The organism is Nonomuraea aridisoli (assembly GCF_003236395.1).
Taxonomy (GTDB): domain Bacteria; phylum Actinomycetota; class Actinomycetes; order Streptosporangiales; family Streptosporangiaceae; genus Nonomuraea; species Nonomuraea aridisoli.
Window position 1 is genome coordinate 19,971 of record NZ_POUD01000042.1, and the last position, 24,564, is coordinate 44,534.

Consider the following 24,564-nt stretch of genomic DNA (forward strand, 5'->3'; position numbering starts at 1 on the left):
GTCCCGCCCGTAACGGCACCAAGCCGTCCCACAAGGTATCCGCAGCCCATGCATTACCAGGCATTTCGGACACAATTGTTACAAACGTGACCGATAGTTGTGTGTTGTTGGTTATCGCAGCGCGGAAAGGACCTGATCGCGGACTTGGCTCCTCTGCGCGTCGTCGCTGAGGGGGCGACCAGCGCGGTCCACAACATAGAAGACGTCCACCGCCTCCGCGCCGAGAGTCTCCACGCGGGCGGCCCTCACGTCAAGACCGCAGTCACCGAACGCCCGTCCGATACGCCAAAGAAGCCCCGGTCTGTCATGGGCCCTGACTTCCACCACGGTGGCGGTCGCGGAGGCGTCGTCGACCAGCGTCACCCGTGGTGGGGCCACGGGCACGCGGGGCGGGCGGACGGCGCGGGCCCGGCGGGCGAGCCGCTGCTCGATGTCAAGACGGCCGGCAAGGACGAGACGGAGATCGGCCTCCAGGGTCGCGGGGTCGGGCGGGGACCCGTACTCGGGGATGACGGAGAACTCGATCACGGCCGTGGAGCCGGCGGAGGCGGCCGAGGCGGAGCGGACGACGAGGCGGTGGGCGGCGAGCACCCCGGCGGCGCTCCACAACAGGCCGACGCGGTCGGGCGCGACCACCGTGACCGCTCCCCCGTTGACCCGGACAGCGCCGCCGCCGTGGCGGGCGAGCGCGGCCTGCTGCTCGGAGAGCGTGGGCGGCTTGGGCGGCGGCGAGCCCGCCAGCACGGACCTGACCCGGCGGACGAGGTCGGCGACGAGCCCGGCCTTCCAGCCGTTCCAGGCCGCCGGGCCGGTCGCGTTGCCGTCGGCGACCGCGAGCGCGGCCAGCAGGTCGAGCACCTCGCGCGAGCCGACGGTGCCGGCGACCTTCTCGATGGTGACGGGGTCGTCGAGGTCGCGCCGGGTGGCGGTCTCGGGCAGCAGCAGGTGGTGCCGTACGACGGTGGCCAGGGTGTCGACGTCCTGCGGCGGCAGGCCGATGCGGGCGGCGATGTCGCGGACCACGACCTCGCCGGTCGCCGAGTGGTCGCCCGGCCAGCCCTTGCCGATGTCGTGCAGCAGCGCCGCGATGAGCAGCAGGTCCGGACGGGAGACCTCACGGGTGTGGCCGGCCGCGTTGGCGGCGGCCTCGATGAGGTGCCGGTCGACGGTGAAGCGGTGGATGGGGTTGCGCTGCGGGCGGTGGCGCACGCGTTCCCAGTCGGGCAGCAGCTTGACCAGGATGCCCGCCTGGTCGAGCTCCTCCCACACGGGCACGGCGGCCCGGCCGGCGCCGAGGATCGACACCAGCGCGTCGCGCGCCTCCTCGGGCCAGGGCACCGGCATGGGAGGCGACTTGGCGGCGAGCACGGACACCGTGGCGGGCGCCAGCGGAAGCCCGGAGTCGGCCGCCGCGGCGGCGGCGCGCAGCACCAGCACCGGGTCCTCGCGCACGTTGACGCCCCTGGCCAGCACGACTTCGCCGCCGTGCTCGACCACGCCGTCGGCCAGCGGGCGGCGACCGCGCGGGGCCGGGCCCGACAGCAGTTTGTCGACCGTGCGCCAGGTGGCGTCGAAGGCGTGCGCGATCGTCCGGCCGGCCTCGGCGAGCCTGCGCATCAACGCCTCGGCGTCGAGCAGGCCGAGCAGCCCCGCGACCGCGTCCTGCTCCTGCAGGACGAGCCGGTCGGTGCCGCGCGCGGTGACCAGGTGCAGCGCGTGCCGCACGTCGAGGATGAACTCGTACGCCTCCCGCGCCCGCGGTCCCGGCGCCGAGGCGACCCAGGCCGCGGCCACGGCCTGCATGGCCTGTACGTCGCGGAGGCCGCCGCGGCCGTCCTTGAGGTCGGGTTCGAGGAGGAAGGCCAGCTCACCGCTGACCTGGGCGCGTTTGTCGGCGGACTCGCGCAGCTCGCCGAGCCTGCGCCGGGAGTCGGCGCGCCACTCGGCCAGCACCGCCTCCCTGGCCTTCCTGGTCAGGTCGGGGTCGCCGGCCACGTGCCGGGCCTGGATGAGGCCGAGCACGGCCTTGAGATCCTTCCGGGCGACGGACACCGCCTCCTCGACGGTGCGCACGGAGTGGTCGAGGTTGACCGCCGAGTCCCAGATCGGGTACCAGATGCGGTCGGCGATCCGCGCCACGTCGGCCCGGCCGTTGTGGAGGAGCACCAGGTCGAGGTCGCTCCCGGGGGCCGGCTCTCCCCTGCCGAGGCTGCCGACGGCGACCAGGGAGACGTGCTCGCCGTCGCTCGCCGTACGGAAGAGATCCTTGAGCCAGCGGTCGGTGTCGGCGGTCCGCTCCTTGCGGGCCGCGGCGTACGAACGGGCCTCTCCCCTCACTGCTGCTCCCCCTCGGCGCGGCCCGGTTCCTTCGAGATCCCGGCGGGCGCCGGCCGGACGGTGTCGTCCGGGCGGCGCCGCGGGTTCGTGCCGCCCCGGCTCCGCTCCGCGAGGACGCACCCCTGATATGCGTCCTCGCCTCGCTGCCAGTCCCTCACAGGGCTTCCGGACCCCGCTCTCCCGTGCGCACACGGATCACGGTGTCGACCGGGACGGACCAGACCTTGCCGTCGCCGATCTTGCCGGTGTGGGCGGCCTTGACGATGACGTCGATCACGTCCTCGGCGTCATCCTCCTCGGCCAGGACCTCCAGCCGCACCTTCGGCACCAGGTCGACCTGGTACTCGGCGCCGCGGTAGACCTCGGTGTGACCGCGCTGGCGGCCGTAGCCGCTCGCCTCGCTGACGGTCATGCCCTTGATGCCGAACTGTTCGAGCGCGGCCTTCACGTCATCGAGCTTGAAGGGCTTGATGATCGCGGTGATGAGCCTCATGCGTCCACCTTCTTAGGAGCGGGGGTGAGCGGGCCGTTGGAGGACGACACGCCGGAGGCGTGGATGGTGCCGAGGTCGTAGCCGGTCTCGGCGTGGGTGGTGATGTCGACGCCGGTGACCTCGTCCTCGGCGCTGATGCGGAAGCCCATCGTCTTGTCGATGATCTTGCCGAGCACCCAGCTGACGATGAACGAGTAGCCGCCGACGGCGATCGGGCCGAGGACCTGCAGGCCCAGCTGGCCCCAGCCGCCGCCGTAGAACAGGCCCTCGCTCTGCTGGTCGAGGAACGGGTAGGCGGCCAGGAAGCCGAGCGAGACGGCGCCGACGACGCCGCCCACCAGGTGGACGCCCACGACGTCGAGCGAGTCGTCGTAGCCGAGCTTGTACTTCAGGCCGACCGCGTAGGCGCAGATCGCGCCGGCGAACAGGCCGATGACGCCGGCCGCCCACGGGTCGACGAAACCACAGGCGGGCGTGATGGCGACCAGACCGGCGACGGCACCGGAGGCGACGCCCAGGGTCGTGGAGTGGCCGTCACGCAGCTTCTCGACCACGATCCAGGCGCCGGCCGCGACCGCGGTGGCGATCTGGGTGTTGATGAACGCCAGGGCGGCGGTGCCGTCCACGGCGAGCTCGGAGCCGGCGTTGAAGCCGAACCAGCCGAACCACAGCAGGCCCGCGCCGAGCAGGACCATGGTCAGGTTGTGCGGGCGCATCGGCTCCTTGCGCCAGCCCTGGCGCTTGCCGATGACGAGGGCCAGCGCCAGCGCCGCGGCTCCGGCGTTGATGTGGACGACGGTGCCGCCCGCGAAGTCCTCGATGCCCATGGTGTTGAGCCAGCCGGTGCCCCAGACCCAGTGCGCGACCGGGAAGTAGACGATCGTGACCCACAGGGCGCCGAAGAGCATCCACGCGCCGAACTTCGCCCGGTCCGCGATCGCGCCGCTGATGAGGGCGACCGTGATGATGGCGAACGTCAACTGGAAGGCGGAGAAGATCAGGCTCGGCATGCCGGTGCCGTCGTCCTTGGTGGCGGTGTCCACCAGGCTCTGCAGGCCGAGAGCGTCGAAGCCGCCGACGAAGTTGTTGATCGCCGAGCTGGGGTTGTCGGTGAATGCCAGCGAGTGGCCGAAGAGCATCCAGAGGACGGTCACGACGATGATGGCGCCGAACGACATCATCATCATGTTCAGGACGCTCTTGGCCCTGGTCATACCGCCATAGAACAGCGCGAGGCCCGGAGTCATCAGTAGCACCATGGCGGTGGCCACGAGCATCCAGGCAGTAGTGCCGCCATCGATCTCCACGACGCGACCCCTCCTTACGTGTGACGTGTGGCCACAGCGTGTTCGTCCGGGGTTTCGTGGCTCGACCAGGTGTGTTTCACATTCGTGAATCTCGCCGTGGCGGTGTTTCCGAGACGTTTCGGTCGCCTCACGAGACGCCTTGGGGGTCTGCGATATCGGGCATGTCATACTTAGGCTCGCCTAACCTAAGCGAACAGGAACGCCCATGCGACTTCGCCTGGCCCTCGTTGCCATGCTCCCGCTCATCACCCTCGCCGCGTGCGGCACCTCCACCACGACGCAGGAGACCGGCCCCACCCGGACGGTCAAGCACGCCATGGGCGAAACCCAGGTGCCCATGACGCCGAAACGCGTCATCGTCCTCGACACCGACAAGCTGGACTCGCTGGTCAGCCTCGGTGTCACGCCCGTCGGCGCCGCCCAGGCGGAGGGCAACCAGACCTGGCCCGAATACCTCGGCCCCGCCCTGGCGAACGTCAAGCAGGTGGGCACTCTCGGAGAGCCGAACCTCGAGGCCATCACCGCGCTCAAGCCCGACCTCATCCTCGGCTCCAAGTTCCGCCAGGCCGCCTTCTACGACAAGCTGAGCAAGATCGCGCCGACGGTGTTCACCGAGCGCGTCGGCATCACGTGGAAGGAGAACTTCCTGCTCGACGCCGAGGCGCTGGGCAAGAAGGAGCAGGCCCAGCAGCTGCTGACGGCTTATGAGACGCGGGCCAAGGAGGAGGGCGCGAAGTTCTCCTCGCTCAAGGTGAGCATCGTGCGGTTCCGTCCGACCGAGATCCGCATCTACGGGCCCGACTCGTTCTCCGGGATCGTGCTGGGCGACGCCGGCATCCCCCGGCCGGAGGTGCAGCTGCTCGCCGGCGCGGAGGACAGGCGCTTCGCCAAGCTGAGCCAGGAGAACCTCGCCGACGCCGACGGCGACGTCGTCTTCTACAGCGCGTTCGGCGAGGAGGCCGCCAAGTCGCAGGCCGAGGTGACGGCCGGGCCGCTGTGGCAGAACCTCGATGCCGTCAAGGCCGGTCACGCCTACAACGTGGACGACGAGATCTGGATGACCGGCATCGGCGTCACCGCCGCCAACAAGATCCTCGACGACCTCGACAAGCACCTCACGCCGCTGGTGTGAGCCGTACGCGGTCGCCCTTGCGGATCCGGCCGGGGCGCAGCACCCGCGCGTAGACCCCCGCGCACGGCTGCTCCCCCATTCCGGGCAGCGGCTCGACCCGGTTGTGCCGGGCCACCGTGCGCAGGGCGTCGGGGTCGCGGTCGAGCGGCCCGTGCGCCAGCGTCGGCACGGCGCACCGCGGGCTGGCCACCATGACCCGCAGCACCACGTCGTCGCCGACGCGCAGCTCCCCGCCGGTCCAGCCGTTCTCCACGAAGCCCTCCGCCTCGGTCGCGATCACCAGATTCGGCCGGTAGCGGAGGGCTTCGACGTGTCCGCGCGGACCGAGCGCGGCGATCCGCTCCAGCGTGGACGTGGTGATCAGGTGGAGGGGCGCGTAGTCGAAGAACGTGCCGGGCGGGGCGGCGGCGCCGAGCGTCCCGACGGTGTGGGACACCTCCGCCTCGACCCCCTCGGCGAGCACCTGCTCCGGCACGGAACGCTCGAAGGCGGCCCCCTCGGGAGGCACGTCGATCAGCCGCACCTCGCGCCCGAGCAGCGCCGACAGCTCGGCGTCGCCCGGCGCCCGAGCCCCCTCCACCGTCAGCAGGCTCCGCCACAACCGCGGGTTCTTCGCGGAGGCGATCCTCCCCGTCGCCACGTCGAGCACCGCCCGCGCCCGATCACCGGCCAGCCCGCGCTCGCTCACCTCGCCCTCGGCGACCTCCTCGCCCAGCATCGACTTCACGGGGTAACGGCGCAACGTCTCGACATGCATGCCGCCGAGCCTACGGCCGCTCCCAGAACGCGCGCAGGTGCGCGACCAGCTCCCCCGCCCGTTCCTCGGGGAAGAACAGCCGCCCGCCCTCGATCTCCACGACCCGCCTGACGCCGGGGATCGTGTCGCGCAGCCAGTGCGCCCAGCGCACGTCGAAGAACACGTCGCCGGTGCCCCACACGACGAGGGACGGCACGGTCAGCGTTCTGAGCAGCGGCTCGATGGCGACCATGTCCTCGGCGTCGATGGAGGCCACCAGCCGCTCGAACGCGCGCCCGCCGCCCGGCTTGGCGAAGATCGGCCGCAGGTAGGCGTCCACCACCGCCTCCGGGTCGTCGATGCGCTCGTAGGAGTCGCCGAAGGCCGTCCCGGCCACCAGCTCGGGCCGGTCGAGCACGGTCTCGGTGAGCGCGGCCAGCCGCCCCTGCGCCGCCAGCTCCGCCGTGGGCCGGAATCTCCGCGGCGGCGTGTCGGTGTGGACGTCGCAGTTGGTCAGGGTCAGCGTGCGCAGGCGTTCGCGGTGGCGCACGGCGAAGACCTGGGCCACCGCGCCGCCGGTGTCGTTGCCGACGAGGTCGACGTCGCTGAGGCCGAGGTGGTCGCAGAGCTCCTCGACGATCTCGGCGAGCACGGGGATGGACAGGTCGTCGCGCGGCGCGCTGCCCCCGTGGGGCGGCAGGTCGACGGCCACGCAGCGCCGCTCGTCCTTGAGCTCGGCGATCACGTGCCGCCACAGGTGGGAGCCGGTGCCGACGCCGTGCACGAAAAGCGCGACGGGACCCTGACCGACGTCGACGTAACTGATGCCGTCCATGGAGGATTCCCTTCAGAGATTACAGACCGACTGTCGGTATAGGAAATTACCGACCATGAGTCGGTTTGTCTATCGTGGGTCCATGAACCTCAAGGCGGAACGTGGCGCGGCCACCCGCGACAGGGTCCTGGCCATCGCCACGCGACTCTTCGCCGACCGGGGCTACGACGACACCTCGATCGAGACGGTCCTGCAGGAGTCGGGGCTGAGCCGCGGTGCCCTCTACCACCACTACGCAGGCAAGGAAGCGCTGTTCGAGGCCGTGCTCGAGGCCACCGAGAGATCGATCGGGGCACAGATCGTCGAAGCCGTGCGCGGGATCGACGACCCGGTCGAGACGCTCCGGGCGGGCACGCTGGCCTGGATCCGCCTCGCCGGCGACCCGGTGATCAAGCGCATCGTGCTGCTGGACGCGCCGGCGGTGCTGGGGTGGGAGCGCTGGCGGGCCATGGAGGAGCGCTACTCGTTCGGGATGCTGAAGGCGGCGCTGCAGGCGACGGGGGCGATCCCGGCCGCGTTCCTCGACCTGCACGCCCACATGCTGCTCGCCGCCGTCAACGAGAGCGCCCTGCTGGTCGCCCGCGGCGGCGACCACCGGACCGCCGAAGCGGCCGTCGAGGAATTCCTCCGCCGCCTGCTCAACCCCTGACGCGGTTCCCGCCGCGGGCGTCCGAGCCAGGGGCCGATCGGGGGCCGGCCGCCGCTGTCGATGTTCTCGCCGTAGCGGTTCCCGTCTTTGAAGGGCCTCTTGGGAACCCCCTCGGGCCGGGCGCCGCCATGCGTGCCTCCGGCCCGCTGGACCCGCCGTAGACCATGACACGGGTTCCTCGCTGTCAGGCTCGGCGGGCGTGGGACGCGAGGCGGTCGGCGAGCGCGATGACGAGGTCGCGCAGTTCATCGGGGCGCTCGATGACGAACGGCCGGTCAAGTGAGGCGAGTACGGGAGGCAACCAGTCGAGCCGCTCCGCCCGTAGTTCCACGCGCAGCCAGCGCTCGGTCGCCCGGTCCTCGTCCGCCGCGGGCTCGTGCTCCTCCAGACTCGCGACGCCGGCGGGAAGGTGGGCGCGGATCTGCTCGACCGTCCCGTGGATCCGCAAGGTCACCTCATGCCGGTACTCGGCCGTGGCGAACCCCGACAACACGCGCTGTGCCGGACCCGGACCCGCGGGCGCCTCGAATGAGCCGGGCAGGGTCCTCGCGTCCGCGATGCGATCGAGCCGGAAGGTCCGGTCCTCGCCGATCCCGGGGTCCGTGCCCGTGACGTACCACCGGCCCGAATGGGCGACGATCCCGTACGCGTGCAACGTGCGTTCGCTGCGCCGGCCGTCGCGGTCGGTGTATCTGATCGAGACCGGCCGGCGGTGGCGCACCGCATCGGCGACGGTGAGCAGGATTCCGGCGTCCGGGGTGGCGAACTCACCGGGCTGATCCGTGAAGGCGAGAGATTCCAGGAGCGTGTCGAGCCGGCGGGCGACGCGCTCGGGCAGCACCCGCCGGATCTTGGCCGAGGCCGTCTCGCTCGCGGTGTGACCGGCCGTCATCAACCCGGTCCGGCGGCCGGCGACCAAGCCGAGCAGCACGGCCAGCGCCTCGTCGTCGCTGAGCATGAGCGGAGGCAGACGGTACCCGGGGGCGAGCCGGTACCCGCCGTAGCGGCCGCGCACCGACTCCACGGGCACGTCAAGGTCGATCAGATGGTCCACGTACCGCCGCACGGTGCGCCCGTCGACGCCGAGCCGGTCGGCGAGTTCGGCCACCGTCCGGGTGCCGCCCGACTGCAGCAACTCCAGGAGTGTCAGCACGCGGCCGGTGGGTCGAGGCATGTTCACAGGCTAACGCGAATACAGGGCCGATTCTGTCCACTATTTCTCCTAGTCTGCGATGCGCAGCGATTCCAGCAGCCAAGGAGATCACCATGGACTTCGTCTCGATCCGCATCATCACCAGCGACGTCGCGCGTCTTGTCGAGTTCTACGAGCGAGCCACAGGGGTGCGGGCGACGTGGGCCACCGAGGACTTCGCCGAGCTCAAGACCCCCAAGGCCACCCTCGCGATCGCCGGCACCCGCACCGTCCCGCTGTTCGCCCCGGGCTCCGCCCGCCCGGCGGACAACCACAGCCTGATCATCGAGTTCCGCGTCGACGACGTGGACCGCGTTCACCAGAACCTGACCGGCTTCGTCACCGACTTCGTCACCGAGCCCACCACGATGCCCTGGGGCAACCGGTCGCTGCTGTTCCGCGACCCCGACGGCAACCTCGTCAACTTCTTCACCCCCGTCACCCCGGCGGCCCTCGAGAAGTTCGCACGCTGACGCCCCGCACGGCCCACCCTGCCGAACGACCCCCCCGGCGATCAGCGACTCACCATGTCCCGCCATGCCGCCCACACCCTCACGGTGAAGGGCCCCGTCGACTGACCCGGGGGTGCGCACACCCTCGGCCGCGGAAACTCCACAGCGGCGCCCCGACCCTACGGCGGGTCCAGCGGGCCGGAGGCACGCATAACGGCGCCCGACCCGAGGGGGTTGCCAAAAAGGATTTTCGGCCCTGAGCGGCGGGAGAGTTCCCAACGAGCTTCGACCCCGACGTAGGGCGAACTGGGCGGGAAAGGGTGCGGCGCCCGGCCGGGTGGGGCGGGCGCCGCGGATCACGTGGAGAGGCCGCTCACGCGGCGGTGGCCATCTTGCGCAGACGGGCCAGGGCGTCGCGTTCGATGCGGCGGGCGCGGTCGCGGCCGATGCCGTAGCGTTCGCCGACCTCCGTCAGCGTGTGCTCGCGCCCGTCGACCAGCCCGTAACGCCAGCGCAGCATCTCGCTGGTCGAGCCCTCCAGGCCGGTCAGCCACTGGTCGAGCCGCTCCCGCTCCAGGATGTCGATGGCCTGCTGCTCGGGATCGGCCCACGTCTCGTCGGCGATCATGTCGCCCAGCTCGGTCTCGTCCTCGTCGCCGACCCCCAGCTGGAGCGAGACCGGGTCGGACGCCCAGCGCCGCAGCTCCCGCACCCGCTCGATCGGCAGGTCGAGGATCTCGGCGAGGTCGTCGTCGGTCGGCTCGGCGTCGTACTCCGCCAGCAGGTCGCGCCGCACCCGCATCAGCCGGGTCATCTGCTCCCCGGCGTGCGTCGGCAGGCGCACCGGCCTGGCCTGCTCGTGGATCGCCCGGCCCACCGACTGCCGGATCCACCACGTCGCGTACGTGGAGAACTTGTACCCCCGCCGGTAGTCGAACTTCTCCACCGCGCGCACCAGGCCCAGGTTCCCCTCCTGCACCAGGTCGATCAGCGGCATCCCCCGGCCGGAGTATTTCCTGGCCACCGCCACCACCAGGCGCAGGTTGGCCTGGATGAACTCGTCTTTCGCACGCCGGCCCGATATCGCGAGGCGCTCAAGCTCCTCGTCGGCCGCGTCTCCGATGCGCGGCTCCGCGCCCCCGCTGTCGAGCAGCTGCTCGGCGAAGAGGCCCGCCTCGATCCGCTTGGCGAGGTCGACCTCCTCCTCCGCTGTGAGCAGCGGGACCCGGCCGATTTCGGCCAGGTACGTCCCCAGCAGATCGCGCTCCGCGATGTGCTGCTCCTGCGTGCGACTCCCCGTAGGCCTTGCCATCCCCAGGCACCTCGTTCCGCAGCTGCGTTCTATATCCCGGCAACGTTTGACCAGATGCAAAGATTCCCTAAAGCACTACGACCGGGGGAGGGTTCTGGATGTCCTCCTCAAGGAGGAGGCCGCCGCGAAACACCTGGTGAACGAGGGGCACGCCGGGCCGGTAGGCCAGATGAGCGTAGGAGGGGGCGTCGAGCACGACGAGGTCGGCGCGGGCGCCGGGACGCAACCAGCCTACGTCCGTGCGGCGCAACGCGCGGGCTCCCCCGTACGTCGCCGCCCTGACGGCCTCCAGCGGCGTCATGCGCATCTCCCGCACGGCGAGCGCCACGCAGAAGGGCATCGAAGAGGTGTAGGAGGAGCCGGGGTTGCAGTCGGTGGCCAGCGCCACGGTCACGCCCGCGTCGATGAGCCGCCGCGCGTCGGGATACGGCGACCGGGTGGAGAACTCCGCTCCCGGCAGCAGCGTCGCGACCGTCCCCGACGAGGCGAGCGCGTCCACGTCGGCGTCGGTGAGGTGGGTGCAGTGGTCGGCGGAGGCGGCGCCGAGCTCGCAGGCGATCCGCACGCCGGGCCCCTCGGTGAGCTGGTTGGCGTGCACCCGCGCGCCGAGCCCCGCCTTCAGCCCCGCCTGGAGGATCTCCCGCGTCTGGTCGCCGTCGAACGCGCCCCGCTCGCAGAACACGTCCACCCACCTGGCGTACGGCGCGCACGCCGTCAGCATGTCTCCGGCGACGAGCCGCACGTAGGAGTCGGCGTCCATGTCGGCGGGCACGACGTGGGCCCCGAGGAACGTGGTCTCCGCGGTCAGCTCGGAGGCGATCCGCAGGGAGCGCCGCTCGTGCTCCACGGACAGCCCGTAGCCGCTCTTGATCTCCACGGTGGTGGTGCCCTGGGCGAGCATCTCGCTCACCAGGCGGCGGGCACGGGCGGTCAGCTCGGCGTCGCCGGCCCGGCGGGTGGCCGCGACGGTGGTCCTGATGCCGCCGCCGGTGTAGGGCTCGCCGGACATGCGGGCCTGGAACTCGGCCGTGCGGTCGCCGGCGAAGACGAGGTGGGCGTGGCTGTCCACGAAGCCGGGGATGACGGCCCGGCCCGCGGCGTCCACCCGGCGGTCGGCGTCGGGGGCCCGGGAGGCGGGGCCGGTCCAGGCGACCAGGCCGTCCTCGACGACGAGCGCGGCGTCGGCGATCTCCTCCCGCTCGGGGTCGCCGGTGTAGAGCAGGCCGATGCGGTCGATCAGGGTCGTGGTCATCGCAGTGCTCCGATCGCCTCGGCCAGCAGGGCGCCGACGTCGCCGAGCACGTGGCGGCCGTTCTCGACGACGCGCCGGCCGCCGGAGACCACGGAGTGCACGTCGGCCGCGGTGGCCGCGTACACCACGGCTTCCAGGCCGCCGGCGCCGGCGGTGCGCACGGAGTCGAGGCGCACGGTGACCAGGTCCGCCCAGGCGCCGGGGATCAGCATGCCGGCGTCGGGGAAGCCGAGCGAGGTGTGGCCGGCGCCGGTGGCGCTGGCGAGCAGGTCGGCGGCGGTCCAGTGGCCGCGGGTCTCGGTGGCCAGCCGCTCGTCCAGCTCCACCGCCCTGGCCTCCTCGAACAGGTCGATCACGGCGTGGCTGTCGGAGCCGAGCGTGATGCCCGCGCCCCGGTCGGCCAGCGCCCTGGCGGGGCCGATGCCGTCGGCGAGGTCGCGTTCGGTGGTGGGGCACATGCAGACGTAGGTGCCGGAGTGGCCGATCAGCTCGATGTCGACGTCGGTCACGTGGGTGGCGTGCACCACGGTCGAGCGCGGCCCGAGCGCCCCGCGTTCGTGCAGCACCTGGACGGGTGTGGCGGCGTACATCTCGACACAGGCGGAGTTCTCGGCGCGCTGCTCGGAGACGTGCGCGTGCAGCGGCGCGGCGTGGCGGTGGGAGAACTCGGCGACGACGCACATCTGCTCCGGCGGCACCGCCCGCACCGAGTGGATGGCCGCGCCGACCAGCACGTCGGTCTGCCCCTTGTACGCCGCCGCCAGCTCCTCGGCCCTGACCGCCCACCGGTCGGCGTCGCCGTCGCTGAAACGCAGCTGCGGCCCGGCGAGGGGCGCGCCGATGCCGCCGGAGACGTAACAGGTGTCGAGCAGCGCGATGCGCAGCCCGGCCTCGCGGGCGGCGCCGACGAGGGCGTGGCCCATGGCGTTGGCGTCGTCGTACGGGGTGCCGCCGGGGGCGTGGTGCAGGTAGTGGAACTCGCCCACGCAGGTGACGCCGGCCAGTGCCATCTCGGCGTAGACGGCGCGGGCCAGGCGCAGGTAGGAGTCGGGGTCGAGGCGGCCGGCGACCTCGTACATGCGTTCGCGCCACGTCCAGAAGTCGCCCCTGCCCTGCTGGACGACGCCGCGCAGGGCCCGGTGGAAGGCGTGGGAGTGGGCGTTGGCCAGGCCGGGGACCGTCAGGCCCGGCAGCTGCTCGGCCGCGCCGGGCGGGCCCTGCTCGACGCGGGTGATCCGGTCGCCGTCGATCTCGACGAGCACGTCGTCGGCGACCCCGTCGGGCAGCCAGGCCCGCTCGCACCAGTAGGTCAGCGGCACAGGTCCTCCAGCACGTCCGCGAGCGCCACCACGCCCGCCTCGCAGTCTGCCCGCTCGGCGTGCTCCTGCGGGGAGTGGGACACGCCGGTCGGGTTCCGGACGAAGAGCATGGCGCTCGGCACGCCCGCGGCGGCGAGGATCCCGGCGTCGTGACCGGCGCCGGTGGGCAGGATCGGGACGGGCTCGCCGCCGCCGGCCACCCGGGCCAGCCGGTCGCGCAGCGCCGCGTCGAAGCGCACCTCGGGGGTCCACGACTCCTCGTGCACGGCGGCGCCGCCGGTGAGGGCGGCGACCAGCTCGCGCACCGCCCGCTCGCCGGGCCCACGGGCGTCGAGCCAGGCCGAGACCAGGCCGGGGATCGCGTTGGCGTTGCCCGGCGAGACGCGCACCTTTCCGACGGTGGCGACGACGCCGAGCCGCTCGGCCTCCTCGCGGGCCGCGAGCACCAGGCGGGCGAACGGCATCATCGGGTCGTCGCGGTCGGCCAGCCGGGTCGTGCCCGCGTGGTCGGCCCGGCCGCGGAAGTCGAAGCGCCAGCGGCCGTGCGGCCAGATCGCCCTGGCCACGCCGACGGGCCGGCCCTCGGTGACGAGCCCGCGGCCCTGCTCGACGTGGAGCTCCACGAACACGCCGACGCCGCGCAGCGTCTCGTCGTCGCGCCCGAGCGCGTCCGGGTCGCGCCCGGCCTTGCGCAGGACGTCGGCGAGCGTGTCGCCCTCGTCGTCGGTGAGCCCGAGCGCCCGCTCGGGGGCGAGCACGCCGGTGAGCAGCCGCGATCCGACGCAGGGCACGCCGAACCTGGCGCCCTCCTCGTCGGTGAAGCAGGCGACGCCCACCGGCACGGACGGCTGCACGCCGCGCTCGCGCAGGACGTCGAGCGCGGCGAAGGCCGACACGACGCCGAGCGGGCCGTCGTACGCGCCGCCCTGGCGGACGGAGTCGAGATGGCTGCCGGTCACCACTCCCGGGCGGGACGGCGACGGGTCGCCCCACCACGCCCAGAGGTTGCCGTTGCGGTCTTCGCGCAGGTCGAGACCGCGCCGCGCGGCCTCGCCGGCGAACCACTCGCGCAGCTCCAGGTCGGCGGGCGACCAGGCGTCCCGCAGATAGCCGCCGGTGCGGGGATCTCGTCCGATGTGCGCGAGTGGCTCAAGCATGGCCCCACTGTAATGAATGGAACCATTCACCGAGGGGCGGGGCTCAGCTGACGGGACCGCCGCTCGGGCGGAGGGTCAGCTCGGTGAGGTGGGCGTCGGGGCCGGCGGTGACGGCGGCCAGCACCGCCCGCGCCACCGTCTCGGCCTGCAGGTATTTGCCCGGCTCGTACGGCCCGCCCTCGTAGTCGCGCACGCCGCGCTGCATGTCGGTGTCGACGCGGCCGGGGTAGACCGTCGTGACCCTGAGTGCGGGCTCCTCCAGCCGCAGCGCGTCGGCGAACGCCCTCAGGGCGAACTTGCTGGCCGCGTACACGCCCCACTCGGGGTTCGCGCGCAGCCCGGCGCCGGAGTTGACGCACACGACGTGGCCGCCGACCCTGCGCAGCGCGGGCAGCAGCAGCCGGGTCAGCTCGGCGACCGCGACGACGTTGACCTCCATCGTCCGCCGCCAGGCGTCGGCCGGCTGGTCGGCGAGGCGGCCGAGCTCGGCGATGCCGGCGCTGTGGACGAGCACGTCGAGCCGTTCGACGCCCGCGACGTCCGCCTCGGTGACGGCCGTCAGCTCCACCGGCCAGGCGCGGGCGCCGGGCAGTTCGGCCGCCAGGGCGGCGAGGGCCTGCTCGTCGCGCCCGCCGAGGAGGACGTCATGGGTGGGGGCCAGGGCGCGGGCGACGGCCGCGCCGACCCCCCGGGAAGCGCCGGTGACCAGCGCGGTCGGTCGTTCAGTCATGGCAGGAGCTTATTGACCCTTGACAGCTACTCAAATTTGAATACAAACTTGAGTGCATGTCACCGACGCGCATCCTCATCCTCGGCGCCCTCCTCGACGGCCCCATGAACGGCTACGGCGTCCGCCGCCGCCTGGAGATCATGGGGGCCGACCAGTGGGCCAACGTGGCCTTCGGCTCGATCTACCACGGACTGAGCAAGATGGCCGACGAGGGCCTGCTCGACGTCGTGGAGGCGGGCAAGGGCGGCAAGGTGGTCTACGCGGTCAACGACACCGGCCGCATGGAGTTCTACCGGCTGCTGATGGGTTCCTGGAGCACCGTCCAGCCGATCATCGACCCGTTCCAGGTGGCCTTGACGTTCATGGACAGGCTGCGGAAGGAGGAGATCGTCGCCGCGCTCCACGAGCGGAGGCGGCAGCTGGCGATGAACGTCGAGGCCACCGCGCAGGCCGTCGGCGCCAAGCAGCGCTACGGGGCCCCCGGCCACGTCAACGAGAACCTCCGCCTGATGGGAGCCATGCTCCAGGCCCAGCTCGACTGGGTGGAGCAGGCCATCCCGCGCGTCGAGTCCGACGAGTTGCCCTGACTAAGGAGCTGAACCCCCCAATGATCATCCAGGCACACGGCCTGCGGAAGACGTTCACCACGAGGAGCAGGAAGGGCGTCCAGACGGTCGAGGCCGTCCGCGGCGTCGGCCTCGACGTCGAGAAGGGCGAGATCTTCGGCGTGCTCGGCCCCAACGGCGCGGGCAAGACCACCACGATCCGCATGCTCGCCACGCTCATCACCCCCGACGCGGGCACGGCCGTGATCGCGGGGCACGACCTGCTCAAGGAGCCCGCGGCGGTCCGGCGCCACCTCGGCTACGTCAGCCAGGCCGGCGGGGTCGAGGACACCGCGAGCGCCCGCGCCCAGATCATGATGGCCGCCCGGATCCACGGCGTGGCCGACCCGGGGCGGGCGACCGCGGAGGCGCTCGACCGCTTCGGCCTGACGGAGCTCGCCGACCGCCCGGGCCGCACGCTGTCGGGCGGGCAGAAACGGCGCGTGGCCATCGCGCTCGGCCTCGTGCACGGCCCGCCGCTGCTCTTCCTCGACGAGCCCACCACCGGCCTCGACCCGCAGAACCGCGCCAACCTCTGGGACCGCATCAGGCAGTTGCGCGAGTCGGGCACGAGCGTGCTGCTCAGCACCCACTACCTCGACGAGGCCGACGCGCTCTGCGACCGGCTGATGATCGTCGACCACGGCCGCGTGGTGGCCGAGGGCACCCCGGCCGACCTCAAGCGCGAGGTGTCCGGCGACGTCATCACGCTCAGGACCGACCAGCCGGGCCGCGCGGCCGAGACGGTCAAGGCGCTGGCCCGCGAGACCCGCGTGGACGACGACCTGCTGCGCGTCTACGTGGACGACGGCGAGCACACCCTGCCCGGCCTGCTGCGCGCCCTGGAGGAGCAGGGCGTCTCGCTGACCTCGATCGCACTCGACCGTTCCACCCTCGACGACGTGTTCCTGGCCAAGACCGGCCGGACCCTCCGCGACGCGGGAGCCGCCGCATGATCCGCCACACCCTCCTGTTCACCGGCTACGAGCTGCGCAAGCAGTTCAGCAACCCGATCTGGCCGCTGTTCGGCATCATGCAGCCGCTGCTGTATCTGCTGATGTTCGCGCCGCTGCTGCGCACCATGACGCCGGGCGGCACGACGGTCGACGCGCTGCGCATGTTCACCCCGGCGGCGATGATGATGATCGCGGTCTTCGGCTCGTTGTTCTCCGGCTTCGGCCTGATCGCCGAGCTGCGCAACGGCTCGCTGGAGCGCTACGCCGTCAGCCCCGCCTGGCGGCCGGCGATCGTGCTCGGGCGGGTCGCCAGGGACATGGTGGTGCTGGTCCTCCAGGCCGTCCTGGTGCTGGTCGTCGCAATCGTGATGGGCGTGCGGATCGGCGCCCTGGACCTCGTGCTGGTGCTGCTGCTCATGGCGGCGACCGGGCTGTTCGCCTCGGGGCTGTCGCAGGGCCTGGCGCTGACCATCCGCGACGAGAACGGCATGTCGCAGACGATCAACCTGTTCATGCTGCCGCTCATGCTGCTCGGCGGGTTGCTCGTGCCGATCGCGTTCGCGCCCGACTGGATGCGGCTTCTCGCCCCGTTCAACCCGCTCTACCACGCCGTGGAGGCGGGGCGGGCGTTGTTCGACGGGCGGCTGTCGGAGCCGGCGATCCCGATCGCGTTCGCGGTCTTCCTCGTGCTCGCGGTGCTCAGCACGATGTGGTCGATGCGCTCGCTACGGAAGATCGCCGGTTAGGAACGTCCCGGCCTCGTCGGTCATGCGTTCGTACTCCTCCAGCCGGGCCCGCGTGCGCAGCGGGACCGCGTCGGCCATGGCCTCCACCAGGGCCATGGCCAGCGCGAGCGGCGCCGCGTGGGAGTCGAACACGAGCCGGTCGCTCACCGGCGCGTCGAGCACGATCTCGGCCGGGAAGTCGGGCCGGTCGGTGATGACGGCCACCCGCAGGCCCAGCTTCCCGGCGTACTCGAGCGCCTCGACGGTCTCGCGCGGGTAGCGCGGCAGCACCACGGCCACCACCCACTCGGCCCCGGCCCTGCGGGCCGCGTGCAGCCCGTCGACCAGCTCCGACCCGCCGTGCGTGAGCAGCCGCACGTCGGGGTGGATGCGGCGGGCGTAGTAGGCGAAGGTGGTGGCCAGCCCGCACGAGACGCGCAGCCCCACCACGGGCAGCGGCTCGGTCGCGGCCAGGTGCTCGCCCAGCTCCTTGAGCGGGAACGCCTGCAGGCGCTCCCGCACCACGGCGAGGTTGCGGATCTCACGGTCGATGGCGCCGCGCAGCACGCTCTCCCGCGGCTCACCCGCGCCGCCGCCGAGCACCAGCGGGCGCAGCGCCTGGCGCAACTCGGGATAGCCGGCGAAGCCGAGCACCATGGCGAACCTCGTCACCGACGGCTGGCTGACCCCGGCCCGCTCGGCCAGCTCGACGCTGGACAGGAAGATCGCCTCGTCCAGGTGCTCGCTCAGATAGTGCGCGATCCTGCGTTGTACGGGCGACAACCTCCGGCCATCCAGCAGCAAGCCCAGCCCACCGTGATATCCGTCCGCCACGCAACCTCCAACGCACCGGCACCGCTTTTCTCATCCCTTTCAGAGTGACTCACGCATCGGGATGCGTACGCCACGGTCGGCGGCCACCCGCGCCGCCTCCTCGTAACCGGCGTCCACATGACGCATGACGCCCGTGCCGGGGTCGTTGGTGAGCACGCGGTTGAGCTTCTCGCGCGCGAGGGCGGTGCCGTCGGCCACGGTGACCTGCCCGGCATGGATGGAACGCCCGATGCCGACGCCGCCGCCGTGGTGGATGGAGACCCAGGAGGCGCCGGAGGCGGTGTTGAGCATGGCGTTGAGCAGGGGCCAGTCGGCGATCGCGTCGGAGCCGTCGGCCATCGCCTCGGTCTCGCGGTAGGGGGAGGCGACCGAGCCGCTGTCGAGGTGGTCGCGCCCGATCACGATCGGCGCGCGCAGCTCTCCGGAGGCGACCATGTCGTTGAAGCGCTCGCCGGCGACGTCGCGCTCGCCGTAGCCGAGCCAGCAGATGCGCGCCGGCAGGCCCTGGAAGTGCACCTTCTCGCCCGCCTTGCGGATCCACCTGGCGAGGGGCTCGTTGTCGGGGAACAGCTCGAGGATCGCCCGGTCGGTGGCGGCGATGTCGGCGGGGTCGCCGCTGAGCGCCGCCCACCGGAACGGCCCCTTGCCCTCGCAGAACAGCGGCCTGATGTACGCCGGCACGAACCCGGGGAAGTCGAAGGCCCGCTCGTAACCGGCCAGCTTGGCCTCGCCCCTGATCGAGTTGCCGTAGTCGAACACCTCCGCCCCCGCGTCCTGGAAGCCGACCATGGCCTCGACGTGCCGCGCCATCGACGCCCGCGCCCGCTCGGTGAACCCGGCCGGGTCCTTGTCGCGCTCGGCCGCCATGTCCTCGAAGGCGACACCGACCGGCAGGTAGGCGAGCGGGTCGTGGGCCGAGGTCTGGTCGGTGACGACGTCGATCTCGGCGCCCCGGGCCAGCAGGTCGGGCACGGCCTCGGCCGCGTTGGCGACGACGCCGATCGACAGCGGCCTGCGGGCGTCGCGCGCCTCGTACGCCAGCCGCAGCGCCTCCTCCAGCGTGGCCGCCTGGACGTCGAGGTAGCGGTGCTCGATGCGGCGGGTGACCGAGCGGGGGTCGCAGTCGACGCAGATGGCGACGCCGCCGTTCATGGTGATGGCGAGGGGCTGGGCGCCGCCCATGCCGCCGAGGCCGGCGGTGAGCGTGATCGTGCCGGCCAGCGAGCCGCCGAAGCGCTTGGCGGCCACGGCGGCGAACGTCTCGTAGGTGCCCTGGAGGATGCCCTGGGTGCCGATGTAGATCCACGAGCCCGCGGTCATCTGCCCGTACATCGTGAGCCCGGCCGCCTCCAGGCGGCGGAACTCCTCCCAGTTCGCCCAGTCGGGCACCAGGTTGGAGTTGGCGATGAGCACCCGGGGGGCCCACTCGTGGGTGCGGAAGACGCCCACCGGCCGGCCCGACTGCACCAGCAGGGTCTCGTCGCCCTCCAGCGTCGTCAGCGTCCTGACCAGGGCGTCGTACGACGGCCAGTCGCGTGCCGCCCGGCCCGAGCCGCCGTAGACGACGAGCTGCTCGGGGTGCTCGGCGACCTCGGGGTCGAGGTTGTTCTGGAGCATGCGGAGCGCGGCTTCCTGCGGCCACCCTTTGGCGGTGATCGCAGTGCCTCGCGGCGCCCGGACGCTGCGGCTCATCGTGACCCTCCTGAATGAGAACATTCACCCATGTCACCCGCAGACTACAACGGCCCGCGTTCAGCGGACCGTTGCAGGCAGCGGGATTCGCGCCTACAACGGCCCGCGTCCAGCGGACCGTTGCAGGCAGCGGGGATCGCGCCTCCAAAGGGCCCACGACCCCCGCGCTTACCCCACGAGGAACTGGGTCGCGGCCAGCTCCCGGTAGAGGTCGTCCTCACCCACCAGCTCGTCGTGGGTGCCGACCGCGCGCACCCGGCCGCGGTCCATCACCACGATCCGGTCGGCGCCCGTCACCGTGGACAGGCGGTGGGCGATGACGAGCACGGTCGTCTCCTTGGCCGCTTCGGCGATGACCTCGCGCAGCCGCAGCTCGTTGACCGCGTCGAGCTGCGAGGTGGCCTCGTCGAGCAGCAGCAGCCGGGCCTTGCGCAGCAGCGCCCTGGCGATGGCCACGCGCTGGCGCTCGCCGCCCGACAGCAGCACGCCGCGGTGCCCGACGGGCGTCTCCAGGCCCTCGGGCAGCCGGGCCACCAGGTCGTCCAGCCTCGTGCGGGCGATGGCGTCGCGCAGGTCGTCCTCGGTGGCGTCGCGGGCGGCGAAGAGCAGGTTCTCCCGCAGGGTGCCGGCCAGCACGGGGGCGTCCTGCTCGACGTAGCCGAGTGCCGCGCGCAACTCGGTCAGCGGCCAGTCGCGGATGTCGCGGCCGCCGATCGTGATCGTGCCGCCCTGGTGCTCGTAGAAGCGCTCGATCAGGGCGAACACCGTCGACTTGCCCGCCCCCGAAGGGCCGACCAGCGCGGTCAGGCCGCCGGGCGGCACCGCGAAGCTCACGCCGTCGTGCACGACCGGGCGGTCGTCGCCGTACCGGAAGCTCACGTCGTCGAACGTCACCCCGACCGGCTCGGCGGAGGCCCGCGCGGGGGCGCCGACCGGTTCGGCGGGCAGCTCCTCGATCTCCTTGATCCGCTTCAGCGCGGCCAGCCCCTGCTGGAGCTGGACGGCGCCGTTGACGAGCTGGCCGATCGGCGCGACGAGGTAGAAGAGATAGAGCAGGAACGCGATCAGCGACGACACCTCCAGCGCGCCGGAGGCCACCCGCGCGCCGCCGACGCCCAGCACGGCGACGAACGCGATCTGCACCGCCATGAACGTCGCCACCCCCGCGAGCGACGTCCAGCCGGCGACGCGCAGCCCGCGGTCGCGGGCGCGTCCCGCCGCCTCGGCGACCATCGCGATCTCCCGTTCCTCGGCTCCGCTGGCCTTGACCGTCCGGTACGCCTGCAGCGCCCGGTCCAGCACCGAGCCCATCTCGCCCACGGCCTCCTGGGCCTGGGTCTGCGCCCGTTGGATCCGCGGCATGATGAGGCCGACGAGCCCGCCGATCACCACCACCACGAGCAGCGTGACCAGCAGCAGCACGCCGTCCATGACGCTCATCATGACGATCGCGCCGACGAGCATGAACACCGCGCCGACGGACTCCACGATGCCGTTGGTCAGCACCGACCGCAGCAACGTCGTGTCGCCGGTCACCCGTGACAACAGGTCGCCGGGGTTGAGCCGGTCCACGTCGGCGACCCTGAGCCGGAGCATGCGGTCGACGAGCCTGCGCCGGGCGCCGAGCACGATGCCCTCGCCCGTGCGTTCCATCAGATAGCTTCCCGCGGCGCTCACGGCCGCGCCGGCCACCACCGCGACGGTCAGCCAGAGCAGCGGCCCGCTCATCGAGCGGTTCTCGCCGAAGGCGTCCACCACGTATTTGGCCAGCAGCGGCATGGCCAGGCCCGCCGCCGAGCCGACCAGGCCCAATAATCCGCCCAGGACGAGGACGTTCCGGTGCGGGCGGACATAGGTGAGCAGTTCCTTGACCACCGCATCTCCTTTCACGACATGTCTCATTCGCCCCAACGAACGGGGCCGCGAATTCCGCACCAGTCAACCTAAATTGACGACCTGAGTATGTCAACTTTCGTTGACGCTCATTCTCCAGGAGGAGACGACATCCAGACGCGGCCCACGGACGAATAGGCCGTCGAGGAACCCGGCCGGAACCTCTGCCCATCAGCCCTTCCCGAAAGGACCGACCATGGAGCTCCGGATCACCCGGCGCGCTCTAGTCGGGCTCGGCCTCGCCGCGGCACTCGCCGCGGCGTCGACGGCCGTGCTCCGCACCGACTCCGGCACCGCTTCCTCGCACCGCGAGGCCCCGATGATCGCGGGCGACCCGCGCAATGACAACACCGACGTGTATGCGTTCGTCAGCCCTGACAAGGCGAGCACGGTCACCCTGATGGCCAACTGGATCCCGTTCCAGGAGCCGCAGGGCGGCCCGAACTTCTACACGTTCGACACGAAGTCGCGTTACAACATCAAGATCGACAACAACGGCGACGCCAAGCCGGACATCACCTACCAGTGGACGTTCCGCGACGACGACAAGCGCGGAACCAGCACGTTCCTGTACAACAACGGGCCCGTCACCTCCCTGGACGACCCGAACCTGCTCTACCGCCAGCACTACACCCTCAAGCGCATCACCCACGGCGGCACCCGGACGCTGGTCTCGAACGGCGTCGTCGCCCCCAGCAACGTCGGCCCCGCCTCCATGCCCGACTACGGCAGGCTGCGCGCCCAGTCCATCAGGGGCCTGCCCGGCGGCGGCAAGGCGTTCGCCGGACAGTCGGACGAGGCGTTCTTCCTGGACCTGCGGGTGTTCGACCTGCTCTACGGCGGCGACCTGTCCGAGGTCGGCCAGGACACCACCAGGGGCTACAACGTCAGCACCCTCGCCGTGCAGGTGCCCGCGTCCGACCTGGCCGTCAAGGGCGACGTGCGGCGCAACCCGGTGATCGGCGTCTGGTCCACCACCGACAAGCACAACGGCCACCGGTTCGTGCAGGTCTCGCGCCTGGGCAACCCACTGGTCAACGAGGTCGTGGCGCCCGCGGGGCTCAAGGACGCGTTCAACGCGCTGCCCCCGGACAAGGACGCCGGCGTGCCCGCGCTCGTCAAGCGCGTCACCGACCCCGAGGTGGCCCGGCTCCTCGAAGGCATCTACGGCATCAAGGCGCCCGCCACCCCGCGCGACGACCTGGTCGAGATCTTCCTGACCGGCATCGCCAAGGCCAACGGCCCCATCAAGGCCGACCTCAACTCCCAGTCCCTCAACCGGGACGCGGCCAAGCTGCGCCCGTCGGAGATGCTCCGGCTCAACATGGCGATCCCGCCGTCCAAGGACCCGAACCGGCTCGGCGTGCTCGCCGGCGACCTCCAGGGCTTCCCGAACGGCCGCCGCCTCGGGGACGACGTCGTGGACATCTCCCTGCAGGCCGTCGCCGGCGCCGCCCTGACCGGCAAGCTCGTCCCCGGGCTGACGGACAAGGTCGACAGGAACGACAAGCCCTTCCTCCCGTCGTTCCCGTACATCCCCTTGCCCAGCAACACGGCCGCCACCCAAGGCTGACCTCCGCCACCCGCCGCCCCGCACGGCGGCACCCTGGCCCGAACGGCCACCCCTGCTCTCTCCGGACGAGGCCGCTGATCCCCTCTGCCCGCCCCATGACCGGCAGGCCCCGTCCGTTCGCCGTCCATGGCGGATCGCCCGTTCGACGCCCACCTACGGCGGGCCACCCGTCCGTCACCGACGAAAGGACGGCCGGCCCGTGCATCGCGTCAGGGACCGGCCGCCCCCATCCACCACCTGGAGCTCGTGGACATGCGTGCCTTCGCGATCGCCGTCGCCCTGGCCGGGGCGATGGCCTTCACCGTCCTTTCCTTCGTCGCCGCGCCCACACCCGCGCCCGTGGCGGCGGCGCCGTTCCGTGAGACGCTGCAGGAACGGCTCAGGCGCCTGCCGGACGACCACCGCGGCTGGGCCGAGCTCGGCATCCAGTACGTCGACCAGGCCCGGGTCACCGGCGACCCGTCGTACTACGCCAAGGCGGAGGGCGTACTCGCCACGGCCGCGCGGCTGAGCCCGCGCGACGACGCCGTGCTCACCGGGCAGGCGGCGCTGGCGGCCGGACGCCACGAGTTCGCCGAGGCGGCCAGACTGGCGGAGCGCGCCGTCGACGCCAACCCGTACGGCGCCGCCGCCTACGGCGTGCTGGCCGACGCCCGCACCCAGCTCGGCGACCTGCGCGCGGCCCGGCGGGCAGTGGACCGGATGATGGAGCTGCGGCCCGGCGTCGCCGCCTTCTCCCGCGCCTCGTACGCGGCCGAGCTGCGCGGCGACACGGGCGAGGCACGCCGCTACCTGGAGTACGCCCACGCCGACGCCTGGACGCCCGCCGATCTCGCCTACACCCGCCACTACCTGGGCGAGCTCGCCCTGCACTCCGGCGACCTCGCCACGGCCGCCGACTGGTACGGCAAGGCGCTGCGGGCGTACCCGGCCTACACGCCCGCCCTCGCCGGCCAGGCCAGGGCCGCGGCGCTCAGCGGCGACCTCCCCCGGGCGCTCGACCTCTACGAGACCGTCGTCGAACGGCTCCCGCTCCCCCAGTACCTCATCGAACAGGGCGAGACCCGTCTCAAGGCGGGCCTGAAAGCCGACTGGACGCTCCTGAAGGCGCAGCGCCGGCTGTTCGAGGCCGCGGGGGTGCGCGACGACCTGACCTGGGCCGAGTTCGAGGCCGACCACGGCGACCCCGCCCGTGCCGTCGAACACGCCAGGGCCGAGTACGCCCGCAACCCGAGCCTCGTCGCCGCCGACGCCCTCGCCTGGGCCCTGTTCAAGGCGGACCGGCCCGAGGACGCGCTGCCCTACGCGAAGGAGGCCACCGCGACCGGCTGGCGCAACGCGCTGATCGCCTACCACCGCACCCGCATCGAGCAGTCCCTCACC

The 24,564-nt window shown here is 72.1% G+C and carries 22 protein-coding genes; 8 read left to right on the forward strand and 14 right to left on the reverse strand.

The genetic code is table 11. From position 1 onward, the window contains the following. Window positions 1–111: 111 nt before the first annotated feature. The 3 genes from C1J01_RS13010 to C1J01_RS13020 all read right to left on the reverse strand — a co-directional run bounded on the left by C1J01_RS13010 (window position 112) and on the right by C1J01_RS13020 (window position 4,137). Window positions 112–2,337: a [protein-PII] uridylyltransferase gene (locus C1J01_RS13010; RefSeq protein ID WP_111179202.1), complete on the reverse strand. Its 2,226-nt coding sequence runs from the start codon at window positions 2,335–2,337 to the stop codon at window positions 112–114. A 154-nt stretch (window positions 2,338–2,491) separates the two neighbouring features. After that, window positions 2,492–2,830 carry a P-II family nitrogen regulator gene (locus tag C1J01_RS13015; protein ID WP_043616024.1) on the reverse strand — a complete coding sequence of 113 codons (339 nt, stop codon included), beginning with the start codon at window positions 2,828–2,830 and terminating at the stop codon, window positions 2,492–2,494. Then, window positions 2,827–4,137 (reverse strand): ammonium transporter, encoded by a 1,311-nt coding sequence (locus C1J01_RS13020; RefSeq protein WP_181448729.1) that lies wholly within the window; start codon window positions 4,135–4,137, stop codon window positions 2,827–2,829. The genes C1J01_RS13015 and C1J01_RS13020 overlap by 4 nt, the downstream gene beginning before the upstream one ends. A 205-nt stretch (window positions 4,138–4,342) precedes the next feature. On the opposite strand from C1J01_RS13020, the gene C1J01_RS13025 reads away from it, so the two are divergent. Beyond that, entirely contained in the window at window positions 4,343–5,269 is a 927-nt protein-coding gene (locus C1J01_RS13025; RefSeq protein ID WP_111179204.1) for an ABC transporter substrate-binding protein, read from the forward strand. Here the strand turns inward: C1J01_RS13025 and C1J01_RS13030 are convergent. Then, a complete protein-coding gene (locus tag C1J01_RS13030; RefSeq protein WP_181448730.1) occupies window positions 5,253–6,026 on the reverse strand; it encodes an MOSC domain-containing protein in 774 nt (257 codons plus the stop codon). The two genes, C1J01_RS13025 and C1J01_RS13030, sit on opposite strands and share 17 nt — an antisense overlap. Window positions 6,027–6,036: 10 nt before the next feature. Further along, window positions 6,037–6,840, reverse strand: coding sequence for an alpha/beta fold hydrolase (locus C1J01_RS13035; RefSeq protein ID WP_111179205.1), 804 nt, complete (start codon window positions 6,838–6,840; stop codon window positions 6,037–6,039). A gap of 82 nt (window positions 6,841–6,922) precedes the next feature. Here C1J01_RS13035 and C1J01_RS13040 point away from each other — a divergent pair, with 82 nt between their 5' ends. Continuing rightward, complete coding sequence (locus C1J01_RS13040; protein ID WP_111179206.1) at window positions 6,923–7,489, forward strand: TetR/AcrR family transcriptional regulator; 567 nt, start codon at window positions 6,923–6,925, stop codon at window positions 7,487–7,489. A 184-nt stretch (window positions 7,490–7,673) separates the two neighbouring features. On the opposite strand, the gene C1J01_RS13045 is transcribed toward C1J01_RS13040, so the two are convergent. Further along, a complete protein-coding gene (locus C1J01_RS13045) occupies window positions 7,674–8,663 on the reverse strand; it encodes a helix-turn-helix transcriptional regulator (protein WP_111179225.1) in 990 nt (329 codons plus the stop codon). Window positions 8,664–8,755: 92 nt separating this feature from the next. Here C1J01_RS13045 and C1J01_RS13050 point away from each other — a divergent pair, with 92 nt between their 5' ends. Beyond that, a complete protein-coding gene (locus C1J01_RS13050; RefSeq protein ID WP_111179207.1) occupies window positions 8,756–9,154 on the forward strand; it encodes a VOC family protein in 399 nt (132 codons plus the stop codon). 352 nt (window positions 9,155–9,506) lie between these two features. On the opposite strand, the gene C1J01_RS13055 is transcribed toward C1J01_RS13050, so the two are convergent. The 5 genes from C1J01_RS13055 to C1J01_RS13075 form a co-directional block, all read right to left on the reverse strand. Beyond that, window positions 9,507–10,445 carry a sigma-70 family RNA polymerase sigma factor gene (locus C1J01_RS13055; protein WP_111179208.1) on the reverse strand — a complete coding sequence of 313 codons (939 nt, stop codon included), beginning with the start codon at window positions 10,443–10,445 and terminating at the stop codon, window positions 9,507–9,509. A gap of 67 nt (window positions 10,446–10,512) precedes the next feature. Further along, the gene (gene hutI / locus C1J01_RS13060) at window positions 10,513–11,697 is read right to left on the reverse strand and encodes an imidazolonepropionase (RefSeq protein ID WP_111179209.1); all 1,185 of its coding nucleotides are present in this window, start codon (window positions 11,695–11,697) and stop codon (window positions 10,513–10,515) included. Further along, complete coding sequence (locus C1J01_RS13065; RefSeq protein WP_111179210.1) at window positions 11,694–13,016, reverse strand: formimidoylglutamate deiminase; 1,323 nt, start codon at window positions 13,014–13,016, stop codon at window positions 11,694–11,696. Before C1J01_RS13065 ends, hutI begins: the two co-directional genes overlap by 4 nt. Continuing rightward, window positions 13,007–14,173: an allantoate amidohydrolase gene (locus C1J01_RS13070; protein ID WP_111179211.1), complete on the reverse strand. Its 1,167-nt coding sequence runs from the start codon at window positions 14,171–14,173 to the stop codon at window positions 13,007–13,009. Before C1J01_RS13070 ends, C1J01_RS13065 begins: the two co-directional genes overlap by 10 nt. A 43-nt stretch (window positions 14,174–14,216) precedes the next feature. Beyond that, the gene (locus C1J01_RS13075; protein WP_111179212.1) at window positions 14,217–14,903 is read right to left on the reverse strand and encodes an SDR family oxidoreductase; all 687 of its coding nucleotides are present in this window, start codon (window positions 14,901–14,903) and stop codon (window positions 14,217–14,219) included. A gap of 56 nt (window positions 14,904–14,959) precedes the next feature. On the opposite strand from C1J01_RS13075, the gene C1J01_RS13080 reads away from it, so the two are divergent. From C1J01_RS13080 to C1J01_RS13090, 3 genes are read left to right on the forward strand one after another with little or no spacing between them, the layout of a single operon-like run. Continuing rightward, window positions 14,960–15,490: a PadR family transcriptional regulator gene (locus tag C1J01_RS13080; RefSeq protein WP_111179213.1), complete on the forward strand. Its 531-nt coding sequence runs from the start codon at window positions 14,960–14,962 to the stop codon at window positions 15,488–15,490. Between the two features lie 20 nt (window positions 15,491–15,510). Beyond that, window positions 15,511–16,464, forward strand: a complete 954-nt coding sequence (locus tag C1J01_RS13085; protein ID WP_111179214.1) for an ATP-binding cassette domain-containing protein — start codon at window positions 15,511–15,513, stop codon at window positions 16,462–16,464. Further along, entirely contained in the window at window positions 16,461–17,210 is a 750-nt protein-coding gene (locus C1J01_RS13090) for an ABC transporter permease (protein WP_111179215.1), read from the forward strand. The genes C1J01_RS13085 and C1J01_RS13090 overlap by 4 nt, the downstream gene beginning before the upstream one ends. Here the strand turns inward: C1J01_RS13090 and C1J01_RS13095 are convergent. The 3 genes from C1J01_RS13095 to C1J01_RS13105 form a co-directional block, all read right to left on the reverse strand. Beyond that, window positions 17,190–18,023, reverse strand: a complete 834-nt coding sequence (locus C1J01_RS13095; RefSeq protein WP_111179216.1) for a MurR/RpiR family transcriptional regulator — start codon at window positions 18,021–18,023, stop codon at window positions 17,190–17,192. The two genes, C1J01_RS13090 and C1J01_RS13095, sit on opposite strands and share 21 nt — an antisense overlap. Window positions 18,024–18,062: 39 nt before the next feature. Continuing rightward, window positions 18,063–19,715: a urocanate hydratase gene (gene hutU, locus C1J01_RS13100; RefSeq protein WP_220039888.1), complete on the reverse strand. Its 1,653-nt coding sequence runs from the start codon at window positions 19,713–19,715 to the stop codon at window positions 18,063–18,065. A 168-nt stretch (window positions 19,716–19,883) separates the two neighbouring features. Continuing rightward, the gene (locus C1J01_RS13105) at window positions 19,884–21,590 is read right to left on the reverse strand and encodes an ABC transporter ATP-binding protein (RefSeq protein ID WP_235854409.1); all 1,707 of its coding nucleotides are present in this window, start codon (window positions 21,588–21,590) and stop codon (window positions 19,884–19,886) included. 214 nt (window positions 21,591–21,804) lie between these two features. On the opposite strand from C1J01_RS13105, the gene C1J01_RS13110 reads away from it, so the two are divergent. Both C1J01_RS13110 and C1J01_RS13115 read left to right on the forward strand, forming a co-directional pair. Further along, window positions 21,805–23,181: a DUF4331 domain-containing protein gene (locus tag C1J01_RS13110; protein WP_111179219.1), complete on the forward strand. Its 1,377-nt coding sequence runs from the start codon at window positions 21,805–21,807 to the stop codon at window positions 23,179–23,181. A gap of 252 nt (window positions 23,182–23,433) precedes the next feature. Next, on the forward strand, window positions 23,434–24,564 hold a 1,131-nt coding region (locus tag C1J01_RS13115; protein WP_146615579.1), incomplete at its 3' end, for a tetratricopeptide repeat protein.

Excerpts from the sequence above, each read along its gene's own strand:
- C1J01_RS13045 (WP_111179225.1), bottom strand. The coding sequence starts at position 8,663 with ATGCCTCGACCCACCGGCCGCGTGCTGACACTCCTGGAGTTGCTGCAG.
- C1J01_RS13110 (WP_111179219.1), top strand. The coding sequence starts at position 21,805 with ATGGAGCTCCGGATCACCCGGCGCGCTCTAGTCGGGCTCGGCCTCGCC.
- C1J01_RS13075 (WP_111179212.1), bottom strand. The coding sequence starts at position 14,903 with ATGACTGAACGACCGACCGCGCTGGTCACCGGCGCTTCCCGGGGGGTC.
- C1J01_RS13030 (WP_181448730.1), bottom strand. The coding sequence starts at position 6,026 with ATGCATGTCGAGACGTTGCGCCGTTACCCCGTGAAGTCGATGCTGGGC.
- C1J01_RS13080 (WP_111179213.1), top strand. The coding sequence starts at position 14,960 with ATGTCACCGACGCGCATCCTCATCCTCGGCGCCCTCCTCGACGGCCCC.
- C1J01_RS13040 (WP_111179206.1), top strand. The coding sequence starts at position 6,923 with ATGAACCTCAAGGCGGAACGTGGCGCGGCCACCCGCGACAGGGTCCTG.
- C1J01_RS13090 (WP_111179215.1), top strand. The coding sequence starts at position 16,461 with ATGATCCGCCACACCCTCCTGTTCACCGGCTACGAGCTGCGCAAGCAG.
- C1J01_RS13015 (WP_043616024.1), bottom strand. The coding sequence starts at position 2,830 with ATGAGGCTCATCACCGCGATCATCAAGCCCTTCAAGCTCGATGACGTG.
- hutU (WP_220039888.1), bottom strand. The coding sequence starts at position 19,715 with ATGAGCCGCAGCGTCCGGGCGCCGCGAGGCACTGCGATCACCGCCAAA.
- C1J01_RS13055 (WP_111179208.1), bottom strand. The coding sequence starts at position 10,445 with ATGGCAAGGCCTACGGGGAGTCGCACGCAGGAGCAGCACATCGCGGAG.
- C1J01_RS13085 (WP_111179214.1), top strand. The coding sequence starts at position 15,511 with ATGATCATCCAGGCACACGGCCTGCGGAAGACGTTCACCACGAGGAGC.
- C1J01_RS13050 (WP_111179207.1), top strand. The coding sequence starts at position 8,756 with ATGGACTTCGTCTCGATCCGCATCATCACCAGCGACGTCGCGCGTCTT.
- C1J01_RS13025 (WP_111179204.1), top strand. The coding sequence starts at position 4,343 with ATGCGACTTCGCCTGGCCCTCGTTGCCATGCTCCCGCTCATCACCCTC.
- C1J01_RS13035 (WP_111179205.1), bottom strand. The coding sequence starts at position 6,840 with ATGGACGGCATCAGTTACGTCGACGTCGGTCAGGGTCCCGTCGCGCTT.
- hutI (WP_111179209.1), bottom strand. The coding sequence starts at position 11,697 with ATGACCACGACCCTGATCGACCGCATCGGCCTGCTCTACACCGGCGAC.
- C1J01_RS13070 (WP_111179211.1), bottom strand. The coding sequence starts at position 14,173 with ATGCTTGAGCCACTCGCGCACATCGGACGAGATCCCCGCACCGGCGGC.